Genomic DNA, 14,407 nt, shown 5'->3' with positions numbered 1-14,407 from the left:
CGGCCTTCAGCGCGATACGCTCTGCCGCAGCGTTTTGCCGCCTTCGACGATCGGAGCGGACGCTTCCAGATGGAAGATCGAGCGATAGATTTCGCTGCGCCCGGCAAGCTCGTCATGAGTCCCGGAGTCTGCGAGCAAGCCTGCGTCGAATACGAGGATGCGATCGGCCGCCTTGATGGTTGAAAGCCTGTGCGCAATGCAGATCACCGTGCGCTGAAATGCATCGTCGAAGGCTGCCTCCATGACCGCCCGCTCGTTTTCGCCGTCGAGCGCCGATGTTGCTTCATCATACACAATCACGGGAGCATTTTTGAGCAGGGCGCGTGCGATGGCAACGCGTTGTTTCTGCCCGCCCGACAGATTGGTACCGCTCGGCCCGACAAGCGTATCGAGCCCGTTTTCCAGGTTAGAGGCAAAGCTGGTGACCCGGGCGAGGTCCGCCGCGGCCTCGATCTCCCGATCGGTGGCGTTCGGGCGTCCGTCACGAATGTTGTCACGGATCGAGCCTTCGAACAGGAAGACGTCCTGTGACACCAGTGCGATATTGTCGCGAACGTCGGCCAGGCTGATCTTCGAAATATCCTTTCCGTCGAGGAGAATCCTGCCCTTGTCCGGCTCCATCAGGCGCAGGACAAGATTGACGATGGTTGTCTTTCCGGCGCCGGAGCGGCCGACGATCGCCAGCTTCTCACGAGGTCGCACCTCGAAGGAAACACCGTGCAGTGCCGGGCTGTTGCCGCCATAGGTGAAGGCGACATCTTCAAAACGGATGCTTCCCTCGACATCGGTGAGATGCTCGCCCGCGGTTGCGAGTTGTCGCTGTTCGGGCGTGTCGATCAAATCATACATCTGCTCCACGGCCACCATTTGCTTCTGGATGTCGACATTGACCCGGGCGAGCCGCTTGACGGGCTCATAGGCCAGCATAAAGGCGGTTATGAAGCCCATGAATTCGCCCGGAGTCTTGCCGTTGCCGAGGGTCTGCCAACTGGCATACATAACGAAAAGGCCGATAATGAAACCGCCGCCGGTCTCCATCAATGGACTCATCAACGCCGATGTGCGGTTGATCTGGATGCCGCGCCTTTCCATCTTGCCGACGGCCTTTGCGAAGCTGGCGGCTGCCTTGTCTTCGAGTTGGAAGGACTTGATGGTGCGGATGCCTTCGACGGCTTCCGTGCCGATCGACTGGACCAGTGCAGCCAACTCCGTCTCACCCCTTGCCAGCGCCTTGAGCTTTCTTGTCAGGGCGCCCACCGATAGGAACAGCAGCGGCAGAACTGTCACGGATATCAGCGACATCACCGGATCCTGCTTGACCATGACGCTTGCCAGGGCAATCATTTTCAGCACATCGGAGACAGAGCTGCTTGTGAGGGTGAGAATAACGGCGGCCCCGGCGCGCGCGTTGAACATGATCTTGGAGACGAATTTCGCCGGATGCTGGTTGGCGAACCGGCCGATGTCGAAACGCACCATTCGGGAAAACTGGCGGTTTTGAAGGTCTGAAACGATAGCCCGGCGAATCTTCCCCGTTGTGATAGTCTGGCAGTAGTCGGCGATCCCCTTGACCAGGAAAATGCCGATAATTACGAGGCTGATACCCCATGCGGCGGCAGCATTGCGATCCACATAAATCGTATTGACCATGACACTCATGATCCAAGCCGTTGCGCCGGTCGCCGCCGCAGCGGCGATCGAACACAGCAAACCTGTCACATACAGCGTCTTATGCGGTGGCAAGTTTTCGACGATCAGGCGCTTGACCGGCGGATACGTCAGGGCCGCTGAAATTCGTTTCTTTGCGCTCATTCCGTTTCCCGATGCGATGTATCGTTTTTGTGACGACCCTCGCTCCTGCCGATCCATGAAATTCTCTCGACGCTGTCACACATGCGCCAAACTGGTACCTGACGTCTGACTTCGTTCGAAGTTATAGTCAATCTTGAATCCTCCTGATTGCGGCTGGCGGCGAAGCGGACTAAATGTCGGGCATTGCTGTCGGCGGCCAGCTATGAAGATCATGGAGCTATTGTGACATTACTAGAGCGCATTCGACGAAAGTACCTTCGGCTTCGCCACCAACTCGGATACATTAAACCTATCCGCTTGATGGCATCGACCAAATCAACCACGAAGTACGACGACTTTGTCAGTTCTGGCGCCATTACAATCCGCAAAACCTCAATATTCACTTCTGACGATATTTTCTTCACAATGGGGAGTTGCTTCGCACAGGAAATTCGACGTGGATTGACAAGCAGACAGATCGCATGCGTTCCGTCTTATAGAAATATCAGCTTCGACCCGGCAGAGGCCATTGTAGATGAATTGCCTCGGCAGGAGCATATGAACTTCTACAACACTTTCACAGTTCGCCTTCAGATCGAGCAAATGCTCGGGTTGTGGGATCAGGCCGATGACGACTGGTGGCAGGTCAAGAAACGTGCTCCTTGGGGCCCAACCTGCTTTCAGGACCCGTACCGCCGCGGCATCTTCGCCAAATCTCCGCAAGTTCTCCGAGAGGTGATTGAGAGCATGAACCGAGAGATGCGGGTTGGCTTCGATGCATCGACGGCATTCATATTCACCTTCGGAATGACTGAGGTCTTCATCAACAAGGCCAGTGGCAAAATAGCAGCACAGAAACCGCTCTATCGTGGCGGAGGCGGGATGCAGGAAACGACGCTTCACGTCAGCAGCTTTCAGGAAAACTACGCCAACGTGATGGCCACCGTGGACATGGTCCGTCAACACAAACCCCATGCACCGATAATTCTAACCGTCTCACCGGTTGCGTTGGCTCGGACGTTTCAGGACGCGGATGTCGTCACCGCGAGCACTGAAGGCAAATCCGTTCTTCGGGCTGTGCTTGGTCAAGTCTGCCGGGAACGGGACAATGTCCATTACCTTCCCTCGTTCGAGTTTGTCACCTATGGAGGCCTTGCTCGTAGCTATAGAGAGGACTTACGGCACGTAAAGATAGCTGTCGTCGACGAGATCGTTGAACAGTTCTTCAATGCATATTTTGCTCCGTCGTAGCCGCGGCCATTCAGCACTAGCTTGCCTTTACGACAATCGCCTGCCCGGTTGGAAGTTCGATAATGCCTTCCGGGCGGTTTTCGAAGAATTGATCAAAGGCCTTTCGGGCTCCAGGACAGAGCGCGGAGCCGTAGTCATCACAGATGATCATGCCATGCGCGGCGACCCGGTCGTAGAAGAAGGTGAGCGCGTCACGCGTCGGCTCGTATAGATCGACGTCAATATGGACCAGAGCGAAACGCCGGTCGGATACGTCGGAAAAAGTCGCTGGTATCCATCCGACATGAAAAGTGGTGTTGCCGAAGCCGGAAACATTCTCCCTGGCGACGCTCTCGTCGGTGCTGAGATCGCCGGACTTCCACGGCATTCGGCCGTTTCGCTTACGATCTTCCGCGGTTGGTTCCGAGAGGCCGGCGAACGAATCGAAAAGATGGTAGTGCCGTGGCCGCAGGTCGCTCATCAGCATGAATATGGTCGAGCGGCCTTGTCTTACGCCACATTCGGCCACATCGCCGTCGATGCGCTCGATCGATCGCAAACTGCTTTGCAGGACAAAAGCGCGAGGATCTGGAATCCCGCTTATGTCCTTGACCCGCTGCAGCGCCTTTCGGAAAAATGGCTGGTCCTTCCAGACCATGTGACTGGAATAAACATAGAAGCCGTATTTGTCGGCCTTCTTCTGAGAAACCTTGTACCAAGCCACGCCTCTGCTTTTTTTCGAGATAAAAGCACGCGCCACGTCTCGCAATTTCATCCGTACCTCCAGCATTCGATATGTTCATAAAACCGGCGGAAGGGAAAGCTCCGCCGGCATCAGGCGCGCCATGATGTGAGTTCGGGGCTTGGTCGACCCTGGCTTATCGAGCGCCGCAAGGAGCGCGTCCCAATGCTCGTAATAAGCCTATGCCTGGAATGGAACTCCCATGCAGTGCGACTCAAGATCACGGGTCATGTGTCTGGGCCGGTGCGGAAACAGACGCGCAGCCGGGCATTCGTGGCCGTTCTGGCGCCAGCCATTGTCGATCCGCTAATTCGGGAGGTTCAGTCGACTGCCCCGACCAGTACATCGGGGTGTTCGATTATCGCGACCCAGCGCCCGGTATGCGTAGACGTCTGCCTTTTTATAAATCGATATCCAGTTACCGACCAAGGCTTCACATCGTCGTTGAGGTTGTCGAGCACATAGTCGCCTTTGTCGGTCTTGACGGTCAGCACCGCGTGCCCCTCGCCGTCCGGCTTCCTGACGACGGTGATCAGAAGGTTCGACAGCGATATGCCCTGCTGCCTGAGCAACTGGCGCTTGAGCAGGACATAATCCTCGCAGTCGCCGAGCGCGTGGTCAGGATAGGACCAGAATTCCATCATGCCGTGAACGTCCAGATCGCTCGCGGGCCTGACCGATCTGTTCACCAGCTTGTTGACGGAGGCGAGCTTGCCTTCCATGCCCGCGGACAGAAGGACGGGAGCGCTGATGCCTGATCGAATTGCGCACTCCGCGGCCCGCCGCCTGCAGAATTCGATGTAGCCGACAGGGACGGAGGTTGGCTGCCCGGTGGCCATGGCGCCAGGCACGACGTCGGCCGAAGCCTTCTCCATCGGCGTCGCGGACATCATCAAGCCTATCAGTAGGCCGGCACACAGCCATGCCCGCGGTACCACCAATCCCATTCGCCCCGCCCCAGAGGTAACAGCCCGAAACAATCTTTAATACCGCGTTACCATCTTTTCATAGGCGCATCAACACAGCCGCCGCACAATTTAAAGCGACGGTCGCGAACCACCTGACGGTGGGCGCCGCGCGGTCGCCCAATCAGCAAATTATGCGTTCACCCGATCAGGGGAATTGTCCCGCTTTTACGTCATCGGCGTTCTTCGGCAGCGCCGCTTACCTGGACCTGATGACGGCGCCCGACAGGTATCTGGCCGCGCAAACGCCGACAGGCGGCCAAAAAAATTGTAGCCAAATTTGTCGAAGTCCAAGAGCTGCGGGACCTCGCATGGATTCTCATACATTCGGATACACTTCGATAGCACTCGGGCAAACCTCTGCGACAGGCCCAGCGTAGTTTCATCCGTGAGCAGGAAGCCTCGTCATGATGGCGAGACAGAGAGCCGACGGGATTTCGCAAAGCAGGAGTCAATTCCGCGCGGGCCGCCGTCGGCGGGTCTGCTCATTATTGAAAGGAACAGTACGATGAACAAACTTGTAACCGCTATCGCCCTCCTCGCCCTGTCGACAGGAGTCTCGCTCGCTGCCAATCAAAACCCGGACCGCGACCCGACCCGCGGCTTCCCTACTGGCATCGACAACAGCGGAATGACCTTGGATACCAGTCACACGGCTTCCTTGCCTCAACCGGTGGTCGCTCCGCAAGAAGAACAGCCACAGCCCGGCAAGGTCCTTAGGGGTCGTGCGCCGTGGGCGGGCAGCCGTTGATACGCTGAACTTTTCCACCCATGCAAAATTGTCCAATCACCCCGCATTCCGCGGGGGTGGTTGGACCAGGGCGCCCAGGAAAATCGCGCCGTTAGGGTGAATTCACCTCAGGCGAGCGTGTCGAGGCGCCATGGCGAACAACCATGCGACAAGGCAGGCTCGGGCGACTTCTTCAGCGTCTCGGAAATGAATCTGGCAGCAGGGAAGATCAAAGCTCCGCATCAACCTGCCGAGGGCCCCGGGTCGCTGCTTCAAGGTCGATTTCGACGCCATAAGTGCTAGCGATACGCGAGCAGAACGTCGACGCCGGCCACGACCGGCTTGCCGAACCTCATAGGATTCCAGCGCGCGCTCAACCACGTCGGCGATCGAGCGGTTCTCGCGCCGAGCCAGCCTGTGCGCAAGATCACGCGCCTTTGCGCTGCGCACGGAAAGCCGCGGTTCGACCATGTGGGACTCCCTTTGCCGTTGATAGAGCTTAATGGCTTTTGCCAGCGAGACGCCAGTTGATGGCGCTCTGTTGGGGCATCCGGGATGTTGTCGTTCAAGCGATCGCCGCAAACCGGCGCCGCGCCGTTTGGTGGCACCCCCGCAATAGCGCAAGATGTATAGACAACCGGCCGCAACTGGTGTTCGTTTCCAATCCGACCGCATGGTTTTTTTTCGGGAATGCAGGAAACCGCCATGGACGCCCCTCGCCTGTTCGACCTGACGGGAAAAAAGGCGCTGGTGACGGGCGCCAGCCGCGGCATCGGCCAGGCCATGGCGGAGGCGCTCTCGGCGGCCGGCGCCGATGTGGCGGTGACCGCCCGCGACGAAAATTCCCTTCGTGAAACGGCGGACCGAATTAGCGCACATGGGCGAAGGTCGCTTTGCCGGTCCCTCGACGTGCTCGACACCGATCGCATCCGCGTGGTGGTCGACGAGGTGGCGGATGCCTTTGGTGGGCTCGACATTCTGGTCAACAACGCCGGCTACGAAAAAGTCCAGCCCTCGCTCGACGTGGACGAGGCGGTATGGGACCGCATCGTATCGACCAATCTGAAGGGCGCCTTCTTCTGCGCGCAGGCTGCGGCGCGGCGGATGGCTGACGACAACAGCGGTGGCGCGATCATCAATCTTTGCTCGCTGACCTCCTATGTCGGCATTCCGACCGCGGTACCCTACGGCTCGTCCAAGTCCGGGCTTCTAGGCATGACCCGCGCACTCGCCGCGGAATGGGCTCCGCTCGGCATCCGCGTCAACGCCATCGCCCCGGGGTATTTCCATACGGCGATGACGGACGCCTTTTATCAGGATCCCGATTGGCAGACGGCGATGCTGGCCAAGATCCCGCAGCGGCGCTTCGGCACGATGCAGGATCTGGCCGGAGGAGTCGTGTTTTTGGCGAGCGGGGCATCCGCCTATGTCACCGGGCATTGCCTCCCGGTCGACGGCGGCTATCTCGCATCCATCTGAGCGACTGAGAGGATCGTGTAGACCGAGCTTGTATATGGTTGTATATACCACCTGACACGCTGGGCGTTCTTGCATGCGACCGGCGACAAAAGGGGAACCACAATGCAGGAGCGTTTTCGGGCAGCTTCGCACGAAGCGGAAGGCGACGGGGAAATCGCCGTCACAGTCCGCAACGTCGGGATGGACTTCGATGGGGTTCAAGCCGTCAAGAATGCGTCCTTCGATCTGCCGAAGGGCCGGTTTCTCACCATTCTCGGGCCGTCTGGGTCCGGCAAGACAACCCTCCTGCGCATGATCGCCGGGTTCCAGACCCCGAGCAGCGGCGAGATCTTCATCAACGGTGAAGCGGTGAGCGCGGTGCCACCGCACAAGCGGTCGATCGGCATGGTCTTTCAGAGGCTTGCCTTGTTTCCTCATATGACGGCGGCCGAGAATGTCGCCTTCCCGCTGAAGATGCGTCGGCGCGACGCACGCACCATTCCCGACCGCGTCGAGCGATATCTCGCGCTGGTCCGGCTCGGGGGCTACGGCGGCAGGCGCATTCACGAATTGTCCGGCGGGCAGCAGCAGCGCGTCGCGATTGCGCGCGCGCTGGTGTTTGAGCCCGACCTGCTGCTTCTCGACGAGCCGCTGGCTGCGCTCGACCGCAAGCTGCGCGAGGAAATGCAGCTCGAATTCCGCCGCATCCAGCGTGAGCTCGGCGTCACCACGATCAATGTCACCCACGACCAGCGCGAGGCGCTGGTGGTTTCCGACGATATCGTCGTCATGGATCAGGGCGAGATCCAGCAGAAGGCACGGCCGATCCACACCTACCGCCAGCCCCGCAACGCCTTCGTCGCCAATTTCATCGGCGTCACCAACTTCATTGCCGGCACGGTACGGGCCGTATCGGAAATGGGCGATGTTTCCATCGTTCGGGGTGATCTGATGCTTGCCGGAAAGGTCGGCGATCCGGTCAATCCGCCTGCCGAAGGCGACAAGGCATCGGGAGCGATCCGCGCCGAACAGATCCGTCTCGCGGGCGATGCTGCGCAGCTGTCGAAGCTTGATTGCATGCTGGCCGGGACTGTGACCGACACCATCTTCGAAGGCGAGCGCATGGTCTACGAGGTCGCCTGCGCCGCAATTGGCGACGAGGTCATTCGCGTTTTCGACCATGATCCCGCCGCGCACACGCAGTTCGACATAGGCGAAAGCGTGTTCCTGGGGTGGAATGCCAGGGACATGCTTGTTTTTCGATAGAACCGGAAACCAGTCAAACCCAGAGGAGAATGCAGATGAAGCGCTTCAAGCCGAAGATATCCCATGTTTCCCGCAGAACCTTCCTTCAGGCCACCGCTGCGCTCGGCGGCGCCTCAGCGCTCGGCCTGCGCGGCGCCTATGCGCAGGAACCGGAAAAGCCGGCGGAGATCATCGTGCGCGCCTGGGGCGGCAGCTGGGTGGATAGCCTGAAGGCCGGGGTGTCCGACAGCTTCACCAAGATGACGGGGATTGCTGTCCGTCACGACCTGACCGAAGACAACGAGATTCAGCCCAAGGTCTGGGCGGCCGTGGCGCAGAAACGCGTCCCGCCGATCCATATCAACTGGGACACCACCACCAATGCCACGAAATCGGCACTGCGCGGCGTGACGGAAGACCTCTCCGACCTGCCGAACCTGGCCAATGTGACGGACCTTGCCAAGCCGGCCGGCCTGGAAGGTTTCCCGATCGTCAATACCTACGGTTATGTCTATGTGCTTGCCTATCGGCCTGCGGCATTCCCGGACGGACCGCCCAAGTCCTGGAAAGATCTGCTCGACCCGAAGTTCAAGGGTCGACTTGCCTTCTACAATGACGGCATCGGCTTCCATTTCCCCGCCCAGGTCGCCGGTGGTGGCAAGCTGGAGGACATACCGGGCAACATGCAGCCGGCATGGGATTTCATCACCAAGATGAAGGCACAGCAGCCGCTGCTCGGCGAGGATCCCGACTTCACCACCTGGTTCCAGAACGGCGAGATCGACGCCGCCTGCACCATCTCGACCAACGCCCGGGAGGCGCGCAAGAACGGCGTCAAAATCGAATGGGTGGTGCCGGAAGAGGGTGCAAAATTTGACACTGACGGTCTGTGGATCCCCAAGGGCCTGCCGGAAAACGAACTCTACTGGGCCAAGCAGTACATCAATCACGCCTTGACCAAGGAAGCCCAGCAGATCTGGTTGGACGGGCTTGGCTTGCCGGGCGTGGTGCCGGGCCTCACGCCGCCCAAGGATCTGGTGGGCGATCCGTCCTATCCGACCACTGAAGCGGATTTCCAGCGCCTTATCCGCATCTCGTCGAAGATCCAGGTCGAGAACGAGAGCGAGTGGTTTTCCAAGTTCAAGGCGATCATGCAGGGCTGACGCCGGTCGGCCGGTGCTGCGCTCGTGCAGCACCGGTTCCTTCACGACGTCGGATACGGATTCTCATGCGGGCAGCCAGGACAGCCTATCCCCTGACATGGCGCATCATGGATGCGTTGGAAGGCGTCGCCGCCGCTATCTGGCCGGCGCGGTTCAGGCGCGCTACGCCCTATCTGATGCTGCTTCCGGCGGTGCTGCTTGTCGGGCTGCTCGTGCTTGGTCTCATCCAGATCGCGGATGCCAGCCTGCGCACGCTAGACACCACCACCTTCCAGTTCTCCGACGACTATTCCATCGCCAATTTCCGCCGCGCGCTGACCGAGCCACTGTTCCTGGTCGTCGCGCAGCGCAGCCTCGTTGCCGCCCTGATCGTCACCGCGGTGACGCTCGTCTTCGCCTTTCCCTACGCCTATCTGATGGTGCGCACGCGTTCGCCAGGATTGCGCAAATTCCTGCTGATCGCGCTGTTCCTGCCGTTCTTCATCGGCCAGGTGGTGCGTGCCTATGGCTGGCTGATCATCCTCGGCAACCAGGGCATGGTGAACGAGGCGCTCGGCCTTGTCGGGGTGGCCCCGATGCGGCTCATCTATAACTACCCCGCCGTGCTGTTCGGCCTCGTCCAGTACATGCTGCCGTTTGCCGTACTGATGCTGGCGCCGGCGCTCACCGCCATTCCCGAAGAGCTGGAGGCAGCCGCTGGATCGCTCGGCGCGAACTGGGTTCGCACGTTCATCCACGTCGTGCTGCCACTCGCTCGTCCAGGCTTCGTCGGCGCCGGCGTGGTGGTGCTGACGCTTTCGCTCACCGATTTCGCAGTCCCCGCGATCCTTGGCGGCGGCTCGCAGGACTTTATCGCCAACGCCATCTACGACCAGTTCTTCCGCACCTCCGACCAGGGTCTCGGCGCGATGCTGGCGCTTATGCTGGTCGCGCTCGGGTCAATCCTTGTCGGCTTGGTGTTCGCGCTGTTTGGAGCCGGAACGCTCGCCATGGGGAGGTCGCGGACGTGATCGGCTCGCGCAGCAAATCGATTGTCCTGTGGACTCTGGTGACGATCGCCCTGGTGACCCTTTCGGCGCCGACGATCGTGGTGCTCGGCGCTTCGTTTACCGACGGCAACATCATCACGTTTCCGCCGGATGGACTGTCGCTGCGGTGGTACGCGCGTATTTCGCAGGCCTCCGACCTGCGCAATGCTTTCATGCGCACGCTCCAGGTCGCGACGGTCTGCACGATCGTTGCCATTCCAGTGGGCACGCTGGCCGGCATCGCGCTGGCGAAATATGCGGTGCGTTTTGAGAAGACGATCCAGATTTATCTGCTGCTGCCATTCACCATCCCGCTGATCGGATCGGGCATCGGCCTCATGCTGATCTTCGGCAACGCCGGCATTCTCGGCCAGCTCTGGCCAGTCGGCATCGCCTGCTGCGTCATCAACCTGCCCTTCATGATCTGGGCGGTGACGGCCAGCGCCACCGGGCTTGACCCGGACCTTGAACTGGCCGCCGCCAATTGCGGCGCGCCGCCGCTCCAGGTGTTCTTCTCCGTCACCTTGCCGGCGGTCATGCCGGGGGTGATCACCGGCTCGCTGCTGATGTTCATTCTTGCGCTCAACGAATTCCTGGTCAGCCTGCTGCTCGTGGATGCGCGTATCGTGACGCTGCCGGTGCTGATCTACAACTCCATCCGCTCGATCATCACGCCGGATCTCGCCGCGATCTCCGTAATCTTCATCGCCTGCTCGGCTGTCGCCATCTTCCTGCTCGACAGGCTGGTCGGGCTCGACATCTTCCTGAAATCGAAATGAGGAAGCCGGCTCGTCGGGCCGCAAAGGAAATCCTATGCCAAACGTATCATTCCACGATTTGAGCCAACTCGACGCCGCCGCTCGTTCGGCATTGATGCGGCGCTCAGAGACCGATCTCTCTGGCTTCATGGAGAAGGCCGCGCCGATCATCGAGGCGGTCCGAACAGAAGGCGACGCCGCGCTCGTTCGCTTCGCCCGCGACTTTGACAAGGCAGATCTCGATGCCACGCGGCTGAAGGTCAGCCCCACCGAGTTCGACGCCGCCTTCGGCATGGTCAACGAGGACGTGATCGCCGCCATTCGCTTCGGCATCGACAACATCCGGCATTTCCACGAAGAGCAGAAACCGGAAGCGATGTGGCTCAAGGAAATGCGGCCCGGCGCCTTTGCCGGCGACCGCTTCACGCCGATCCGCTCGGTGGCGCTCTATGTCCCGCGCGGCAAAGGGGCGTTCCCTTCGGTGACGATGATGACCGCAGTGCCCGCAGTGGTGGCGGGCGTCCCGGAGCTTGCCATTGTCACGCCGCCGGCGCCCGATGGTTCGGTGGACGCAGCGACGCTGGTTGCGGCGCGCCTCGCCGGCGTCGAAACGGTCTACAAATGCGGCGGCGCGCAGGCGGTGGCCGCAGTCGCCTACGGCACAGAGACGGTCAAGGCCGCGCTCAAGATCGTCGGTCCGGGCAGCCCCTGGGTGGTTGCGGCCAAGCGGCTGCTTGCCGGCGTCATCGATCCTGGCCTTCCCGCCGGCCCGTCCGAAGCGATCATCCTCGCCGACGACAGCGTGCATGGCGGGCTGGCCGCGCTCGACCTCCTCATCGAGGCGGAGCACGGACCGGACTCGTCTGCCTATCTGGTGACCCACAGCCGCCGCGTGGCGGAGGAGGCACTGGCCGCGCTGCCGGAGCACTGGGCGCGCATGAGCGAGCAACGGGTCGCGTTCTCCACCGCGGTGCTGACCGGCGCCTGTGGCGGCATCGTGCTGACGGCCTCGATCGAGGAGAGCTACCGCTTCATCAACGACTACGCACCGGAGCATCTGGAGATCCTCTCCACCGACCCGTTCGCGCATCTTGGCCACATCACCGAAGCTGCCGAGATCCTGATGGGGCCGCACACGCCGGTCTCGATCGGCAATTTCGGGCTGGGCCCCAACGCCGTGCTGCCGACCAGTCGCTGGGCCCGTACTTGTGGACCGCTCTCGGTCACGGATTTCGTCAAGCGCTCTTCGATCGGCTACGTGACGGCCGCGGCCTATCCGGAATTCGCGCGCCATGCCCGCACACTTGCCCGCTATGAAAGCTTCTCCTCGCATGAACACGCCGTCTCCGACGTGCGCGACCGATATCTGGCGCGGTAGCGGACGATGAAGGCGGCCAGACTCCATGCGGCGGGTGATTTGCGGGTTGAGGACGTGTCATTTCCCGGCGAACCAGCGCCTGGCTGGGTGCGGCTCAAGGTGACGGCCGCCGGCATTTGCGGCTCCGACCTCCACAACTTCCGCACCGGTCAGTGGATCAGCCGCGCGCCGAGCGTCGCCGGGCATGAGTTCGCCGGCGAGGTGACTGCGGTGGGGGCCGGCGTGTCCCAGTTTGCGCTCGGAGACCGGGTTGTGGCCGATTCGCGCTTCTGGTGCGGCGAATGTCCTGCTTGCCGCGCCGGCCGGCATAATGTCTGTGCCACACTGGGCTTTGTAGGCGAGGTCTGCGACGGCGGCTTCGCGGAAGAGACGCAGCTGCCGGCGCGGTTGCTCCTGCGCCATGACCCGGCGCTTGATCCCGCAATCGCCGCCATGGCGGAGCCGCTGGCGGTCGCCCTGCACGCAGTGCGGCGGCTGTCGGCGCCGGCCGGGGCGCCGGTGCTTATTGCCGGTTGCGGCCCGATCGGCGGGCTGGCGGCGCTGCTCCTGTCGCGGCGCAGCGAGAGACCGGTGCTCGTCGCCGACCGCAATGCGGCGCGTGCGGAGCTTGTGGCCAAGGTGAGCGGCGCGACCGTCGTCGACCTGGACGCCCTGCCCTGTGATCCCAATCTGCGTCATGCCCCCGATCTACGCTATGCCGTCGACGCGACGGGCAGCATCGCGGTGATGGCGCGGTTGCTCGATGTCTTGGCCGGTGGCGGCACGCTGGCGCTGGTCGGCATTTCGCATGGCCGCCTCGACCTCGATCCCAACTTGCTGGTTGAGCGCGAGATCGCGCTTGTCGGCTGCCACGCCTTCACCGACGAGCTTGCGCCGGCCGTCTCGATGCTTGGCGATCTCGCGCCCGCGCTGTCGCGCTTCGTGTCCGACGAGATCGCGATCGGCGAAATTCCCGCCGCCTACCAGCGCCTGATCGCCGGCGTGAGCGGCGGGTTGAAGACCATCGTCCGGATGGAGAGCGGACGATGATCAGGCTTACCGAAACCGCCGGGCCGCTCTACGAAAAGGTCAAGGACTACGTGCTCGGCAATATCGGCAGCGGCAACTGGCCGAAGGACCGCAGGCTGCCTTCCGAAAACGAGCTGGTCAGCACGCTAGGCGTCTCGAGGATGACGGTACACCGGGCGCTGAGGGAACTGACCTCGGAAGGCCACCTGCTGCGTATCCAGGGCGTAGGCACCTTTGTGGCGCCGCCGAAACCGCAATCGGCCCTCATCGAAATCAGGAACATCGCCGGCGAGATCGCCGCGCGCGGCGCACGCCACAGGGCCGAGGTCATCGTCCTCGAGAAGATCCGCAACCCGGCGCTGGACCTCGTCGTCGCCTTCGAGTTCACGCGCCGCAGACCGGTCGCCCATTCGATCATCGTGCATTTCGAAGACGATGTGCCCGTCCAGCTCGAGGAACGCTTTGTCAATCCGGCTCTCGCACCCGACTACCATCGGCAGGATTTCGTGGCGACCACCACCTACGACTACCTGCAGCGGGCGACGCCGCTGACGGAAGTGGAGCATGTGATCTCGGCCGTCGCCGCAGAAGAGACGGCGGCCCGCCATTTGATGATCCGACCCGGCGACCCCTGCCTGCTCCTGCATCGGCGGACCTGGTCGGGCGCGGCGGTCGCCACTGTCAACAAGCTCACCTATGTCGGCAGCCGCTATTCGCTGGGCAGCCGCTACGCGCCCTCACCCGCCGCATGAGCAGCGACAGCCCGCCAGGCAGGGCGGGCGGCGCTATCGGCCAAACGGCTGCCTTGATAGGCAATCAGCTCCGCCTGCGCCGTTTTTCTTGTTGACGCCGATCAGATCATTTCGGGTCAAGCCTAGCCGCCGGTCAAATTGCACCGGAGCGGCCAGACT

13 protein-coding genes and 1 pseudogene are annotated in these 14,407 nt (G+C 61.5%); 10 read left to right on the top strand and 4 right to left on the bottom strand.

The annotated features are described in order from the left end of the window. Window positions 1-6 precede the first annotated feature (6 nt). Window positions 7-1,812, bottom strand: coding sequence for an ABC transporter ATP-binding protein (locus tag AC0L18_RS20280; RefSeq protein WP_473493897.1), 1,806 nt, complete (start codon window positions 1,810-1,812; stop codon window positions 7-9). A gap of 147 nt (window positions 1,813-1,959) precedes the next feature. Between AC0L18_RS20280 and AC0L18_RS20275 the strand changes: the two genes are divergently transcribed. Then, window positions 1,960-3,042: a GSCFA domain-containing protein gene (locus AC0L18_RS20275; protein ID WP_473493896.1), complete on the top strand. Its 1,083-nt coding sequence runs from the start codon at window positions 1,960-1,962 to the stop codon at window positions 3,040-3,042. Window positions 3,043-3,058: 16 nt separating this feature from the next. On the opposite strand, the gene AC0L18_RS20270 is transcribed toward AC0L18_RS20275, so the two are convergent. Both AC0L18_RS20270 and AC0L18_RS20265 read right to left on the bottom strand, forming a co-directional pair. Then, window positions 3,059-3,796, bottom strand: a complete 738-nt coding sequence (locus tag AC0L18_RS20270) for a TylF/MycF/NovP-related O-methyltransferase (protein WP_473493895.1) — start codon at window positions 3,794-3,796, stop codon at window positions 3,059-3,061. Window positions 3,797-4,083: 287 nt separating this feature from the next. Then, entirely contained in the window at window positions 4,084-4,710 is a 627-nt protein-coding gene (locus tag AC0L18_RS20265) for a transglutaminase-like cysteine peptidase (protein WP_473493894.1), read from the bottom strand. A 526-nt stretch (window positions 4,711-5,236) separates the two neighbouring features. Here AC0L18_RS20265 and AC0L18_RS20260 point away from each other — a divergent pair. Further along, a complete protein-coding gene (locus AC0L18_RS20260) occupies window positions 5,237-5,479 on the top strand; it encodes a hypothetical protein (protein WP_473493893.1) in 243 nt (80 codons plus the stop codon). A gap of 208 nt (window positions 5,480-5,687) precedes the next feature. Here AC0L18_RS20260 and AC0L18_RS20255 read toward each other — a convergent pair. Next, window positions 5,688-5,929 (bottom strand): annotated as a pseudogene (locus AC0L18_RS20255) (plasmid stabilization protein). Between the two features lie 234 nt (window positions 5,930-6,163). Here AC0L18_RS20255 and AC0L18_RS20250 point away from each other — a divergent pair. The 8 genes from AC0L18_RS20250 to hutC all read left to right on the top strand — a co-directional run bounded on the left by AC0L18_RS20250 (window position 6,164) and on the right by hutC (window position 14,248). Continuing rightward, on the top strand, window positions 6,164-6,937 hold the full coding sequence (locus AC0L18_RS20250; protein ID WP_473493892.1) for an SDR family NAD(P)-dependent oxidoreductase: 774 nt from the start codon (window positions 6,164-6,166) through the stop codon (window positions 6,935-6,937). A gap of 102 nt (window positions 6,938-7,039) precedes the next feature. After that, window positions 7,040-8,182 (top strand): ABC transporter ATP-binding protein, encoded by a 1,143-nt coding sequence (locus tag AC0L18_RS20245; protein ID WP_473493891.1) that lies wholly within the window; start codon window positions 7,040-7,042, stop codon window positions 8,180-8,182. A gap of 35 nt (window positions 8,183-8,217) precedes the next feature. Beyond that, window positions 8,218-9,324: an ABC transporter substrate-binding protein gene (locus AC0L18_RS20240; protein ID WP_027156434.1), complete on the top strand. Its 1,107-nt coding sequence runs from the start codon at window positions 8,218-8,220 to the stop codon at window positions 9,322-9,324. Window positions 9,325-9,389: 65 nt separating this feature from the next. Beyond that, window positions 9,390-10,334 carry an ABC transporter permease gene (locus AC0L18_RS20235; RefSeq protein WP_091589968.1) on the top strand — a complete coding sequence of 315 codons (945 nt, stop codon included), beginning with the start codon at window positions 9,390-9,392 and terminating at the stop codon, window positions 10,332-10,334. Continuing rightward, a complete protein-coding gene (locus AC0L18_RS20230; RefSeq protein ID WP_473493890.1) occupies window positions 10,331-11,131 on the top strand; it encodes an ABC transporter permease in 801 nt (266 codons plus the stop codon). The genes AC0L18_RS20235 and AC0L18_RS20230 overlap by 4 nt, the downstream gene beginning before the upstream one ends. Before the next feature lie 34 nt (window positions 11,132-11,165). Then, the gene (gene hisD, locus AC0L18_RS20225) at window positions 11,166-12,488 is read left to right on the top strand and encodes a histidinol dehydrogenase (RefSeq protein ID WP_473493889.1); all 1,323 of its coding nucleotides are present in this window, start codon (window positions 11,166-11,168) and stop codon (window positions 12,486-12,488) included. Between the two features lie 6 nt (window positions 12,489-12,494). After that, window positions 12,495-13,517, top strand: coding sequence for a zinc-dependent alcohol dehydrogenase (locus AC0L18_RS20220; RefSeq protein ID WP_473493888.1), 1,023 nt, complete (start codon window positions 12,495-12,497; stop codon window positions 13,515-13,517). After that, window positions 13,514-14,248, top strand: coding sequence for a histidine utilization repressor (hutC, locus tag AC0L18_RS20215; RefSeq protein WP_473493887.1), 735 nt, complete (start codon window positions 13,514-13,516; stop codon window positions 14,246-14,248). Before AC0L18_RS20220 ends, hutC begins: the two co-directional genes overlap by 4 nt. The last annotated feature ends 159 nt before the right edge of the window (window positions 14,249-14,407 follow it).

The organism is Mesorhizobium sp. WSM4819 (assembly GCF_055811215.1).
Note: the sequence above shows the minus strand (reverse complement) of the source record. Positions and strands in the feature narration are given on the sequence as shown.

Bases quoted from the DNA above. Each gene is read 5' to 3' on its own strand.
- AC0L18_RS20220 (WP_473493888.1), top strand. From the start codon at position 12,495: ATGAAGGCGGCCAGACTCCATGCGGCGGGTGATTTGCGGGTTGAGGAC.
- AC0L18_RS20245 (WP_473493891.1), top strand. From the start codon at position 7,040: ATGCAGGAGCGTTTTCGGGCAGCTTCGCACGAAGCGGAAGGCGACGGG.
- AC0L18_RS20265 (WP_473493894.1), bottom strand. From the start codon at position 4,710: ATGGGATTGGTGGTACCGCGGGCATGGCTGTGTGCCGGCCTACTGATA.
- AC0L18_RS20270 (WP_473493895.1), bottom strand. From the start codon at position 3,796: ATGAAATTGCGAGACGTGGCGCGTGCTTTTATCTCGAAAAAAAGCAGA.
- AC0L18_RS20260 (WP_473493893.1), top strand. From the start codon at position 5,237: ATGAACAAACTTGTAACCGCTATCGCCCTCCTCGCCCTGTCGACAGGA.
- hisD (WP_473493889.1), top strand. From the start codon at position 11,166: ATGCCAAACGTATCATTCCACGATTTGAGCCAACTCGACGCCGCCGCT.
- AC0L18_RS20280 (WP_473493897.1), bottom strand. From the start codon at position 1,812: ATGAGCGCAAAGAAACGAATTTCAGCGGCCCTGACGTATCCGCCGGTC.
- hutC (WP_473493887.1), top strand. From the start codon at position 13,514: ATGATCAGGCTTACCGAAACCGCCGGGCCGCTCTACGAAAAGGTCAAG.
- AC0L18_RS20250 (WP_473493892.1), top strand. From the start codon at position 6,164: ATGGACGCCCCTCGCCTGTTCGACCTGACGGGAAAAAAGGCGCTGGTG.
- AC0L18_RS20240 (WP_027156434.1), top strand. From the start codon at position 8,218: ATGAAGCGCTTCAAGCCGAAGATATCCCATGTTTCCCGCAGAACCTTC.
- AC0L18_RS20235 (WP_091589968.1), top strand. From the start codon at position 9,390: ATGCGGGCAGCCAGGACAGCCTATCCCCTGACATGGCGCATCATGGAT.